This is a genomic window from Acidovorax sp. HMWF018 (genome assembly GCF_003061035.1).
In the GTDB taxonomy this organism is placed as follows: domain Bacteria; phylum Pseudomonadota; class Gammaproteobacteria; order Burkholderiales; family Burkholderiaceae_C; genus Acidovorax; species Acidovorax delafieldii.
Genome location: NZ_QAIM01000430.1, coordinates 1 through 3226, shown reverse-complemented (window position 1 = coordinate 3226; position 3226 = coordinate 1). Strand labels below are relative to the sequence as shown.

The window sequence follows — 3226 nt, the reverse complement described above, 5'->3', positions numbered from 1 at the left end:
CCTGGTACGTGGCCCTGCCCACCACGGTGGCTCTGATCAATCCGCGCCTTGGCAAGTTCAACGTGACAGCCAAGGGCGGGCTGGTGGACGAGCCGTACTTCGACTGGGTGATCTCCCGCCCCTACACCGTTCTGGTCCTGCTTAACTTCGCAGCCTTCGGCATGGGGCTGCTGCGCCTGTTCTTTTGGAATACCGAGGAAACCGCCACCGTACTCCTCAATCTGCTATGGACGGTCTACAGCATCCTCATGCTGGGTGCTGCGTTGGGTGTGGCATCCGAAGCACGCCAGGTGCGGCGAATGCACCGCGTGGCCACGCAATTGCCCGCAACCTTGTACCAGGACGACGGAACCGTGCTTCAAGCCCTTTGCATCGACTTTTCCATGACTGGTGTAGGCCTGCAATTGCCTGAAGGCACTCCACTGGCCGTGGGAGACAAGGTCCAGGTGGGACTGTGGCGCAACGATATGGAATGCACCTTTCCAGCCACGGTGATGTTGCACAGAGGCCAGAGCGCCACCGGTTTTCAGTTTGACCCCATGACGCGCGAACAACAAATCGACCTGGTGCAGTGCACCTTTGCCCGCCCCGACACCTGGAGGCAATGGAACGACAGCCACGATACCGACCGACCTTTGCATGGCCTGCAGGAAATCGCGCAGCTGGGCGTGCTGGGCTACCGCAAGTTCTGGACTTCGCTGGTGGAGTCGGCACGCAGCCGATGGCCCCTTCGCAAGCAGCGCAGGCAAGAAAGGCTGCCGGCATGAGCTTCTGGCATTTGATTTTCCTTGCCAAGGTGGGCCTGTACTTTGGTGGCTATATCGGCTTGAACTGGTGGCTGAACCTGCTGTTGTGGGCGTCCATGCTGCCCCCCATTGCGCACAAGGGGTGGCGCCGTGTACGCGCTGCAGTCGCCGTAGCGGCTGCCATCGCACTGCTGTATGCCGACTCTTACCTTCCCAGCCCAGGACGCGTGCTGTCGCAGCTCAAAGCGCTGAGTGGCTTCAGCGCGGACTACTGGCTGGAACTTGCCCAGCGGGTGTTCAACCCTGAAATGCTGCTGGTGGGACTGGTCGGCATCGTGCTTTATGCAGCACTGGCCCGGCGGGTGCGTGCGGGGACGTTTGCATTGCTGGCGTTGTTGAGCGTACCGGTGGTAGCGGCCCTGCAGGAGCAGGCGGCTACGCCCCAGGCCACCATGGCCGCAGCAAGCGGATTGAACTCGGCCGCCGCGCCCAACGACAATCAGGACACGTCGCCAGACGCTCTGCTGCAACGCTTTTACGCGAGCGAAAGCCAAAGGCGCGTCCAGTTCACCGCGCCCAATACGCCCCCGGCATTCGACATCATCCTGCTGCATGTGTGCTCCTTGTCGTGGGATGACATGGACTTTGTAGGACAGCGGGACAACCCATTCCTCAAGCGTTTTGATGTGTTGTTCACCAACTTCAACAGCGCTGCCAGCTACAGCGGGCCAGCCTCTCTGCGGGTATTGCACGGCACCTGTGGCCAAACACCACACAACAAGCTGTACGAGGGCATTGATCCGCAGTGCTACGTGTTTCCCAACCTGGAAAAAGTGGGCTACCAGACCGCTGCACTGCTCAACCACGACGGGGTGTACGAAGAGTTTGCCCATGCGCTGGAACAGCGCGGAGGCCTTGCTGGCAAGCTGCAGTCCAATCAGGGCGCGCCCGTGCACATGCAGAATTTTGACGGCTCGCCCATCTATAACGACCACGCCTTGTTGGCGCAATGGTGGAAGAAGCGCAGCACTGACCGCAGCACCGGGCCCGTGGCGCTGTACTACAACACCATCTCCCTGCACGACGGAAATCGCGTGCCAGGCATGGCTTCGCGCAACAGCCTGGAGACATTCAAGCCCCGCCTGGTACAGCTGCTCGCCGACTTCGACAAGTTCATCTCCGAACTGGAGGCAGCAGGCCGCCCTGTGGTCGTGATGCTGGTCCCTGAGCACGGCGCATCGCTGCGCGGAGACAAAATCCAGATGTCGGGCATGCGGGAGATTCCTGGCCCCCGCATCACCCTGGTCCCCGCTGCGGTGAAGCTGGTGGGCATGAAGCCATCTGAGGCATCCGCCCCAGCAGCGCCCGTGGTTGTGAACCAGCCGATGAGCTACCTGGGCTTGTACACCTTGCTAGGCGATCTGATTCGCGACAACCCTTACGTCGACTCCGCGCGCCCGTTGGCGGAGCGGCTCGCAGCCCCGGTCACTACCCCCTTTGTGTCAGAGAACGCCGATGTGATCGTGATGCGCAACATGGAAGGCAAGTACGTGATGCGCTCGGGGAACGGTGAATGGGTTCCCTACAACTATTGACTACGTTGGCTTGAAGCCCGAACGGGGCGTGACGAGGGGTTGCGCGACAGCCCCCTTCTCCGCACCCTGCCGCATGCGTCCCGCATAATCCATCCGCACCGCCGCGCCATCGCGCGATGCCACGGCGGTGCGATGTCCTTCGCGTGCCCGCAACCCCCATCTGCCACCACTCATGAACCCACAAGCCCATCTGCTCTGGAAAGCACCCCGCTGGGCGCTCGCGATCCTGTTGGCTGTGCTGGGCATGCTCGGGCCTTTCTCCATCGACACCTACATCCCCGCGTTCTCAGGCATCGCCGCGGCGCTGGGAGCCACACCGGTGGAAATGCAGCAGACGCTGTCCGCCTACCTGTTCGGCTTTGCGTTCATGAGCCTGTTCCACGGCGCGCTGGCGGACAGCTTCGGGCGCAGGCCCGTGATCTTGTGGGGCATCGCCGTGTTCACGCTCGCTTCCGCAGGGTGTGCGCTGTCGCAAACGATCGGGCAACTGGTCTTTTTCCGGGCACTGCAAGGCCTGTCCACGGGAGCAGGGATCGTGGTCTCCCGCGCGGTGATCCGCGACATGTTCCCTCCAGCACAAGCGCAGAAGGTTATGAGCCAGGTGACCATCTACTTTGGAGTGGCTCCAGCGATTGCTCCCATCATCGGAGGCTGGCTCTTTGTCCACACCGGGTGGCACAGCATTTTCTGGTTCCTGACCTTCGTGGGAGTGGCCTTGTGGACCGCCAACTTCAGGCTGCTGCCAGAGACCTTGCATGTGGAGCAGCGCCAGCCCTTTCATGTGCGCCATCTAAGGCTACGCTGAACAAGCCCTCGAAATTTCCCGCGCGAACGCGGAAGACGCCATTTTTTGGATTTTGTGGCCTCTTGCGCCGCCCATTTGGG

At 61.7% G+C, this 3226-nt stretch carries 2 protein-coding genes and 1 pseudogene; all 3 read left to right on the top strand.

Annotated features, from left to right (window positions below; genetic code table 11):
• Nucleotides 1-767, top strand: a 767-nt coding sequence (locus tag DBR23_RS17995) for a PilZ domain-containing protein (protein ID WP_199227744.1), incomplete at its 5' end; no start/stop codon positions are given.
• Nucleotides 764-2341, top strand: coding sequence for a cellulose biosynthesis protein BcsG (gene bcsG / locus DBR23_RS17990; RefSeq protein WP_108499134.1), 1578 nt, complete (start codon nt 764-766; stop codon nt 2339-2341). The genes DBR23_RS17995 and bcsG, both read left to right, overlap by 4 nt.
• 172 nt (nt 2342-2513) lie before the next feature.
• A pseudogene (locus tag DBR23_RS17985) lies at nt 2514-3134 on the top strand (Bcr/CflA family efflux MFS transporter); the annotation flags it as partial.
• Nucleotides 3135-3226: the final 92 nt, after the last annotated feature.

Coding starts and splice junctions, on each gene's coding strand:
- bcsG (WP_108499134.1), top strand. CDS start 764: ATGAGCTTCTGGCATTTGATTTTCCTTGCCAAGGTGGGCCTGTACTTT.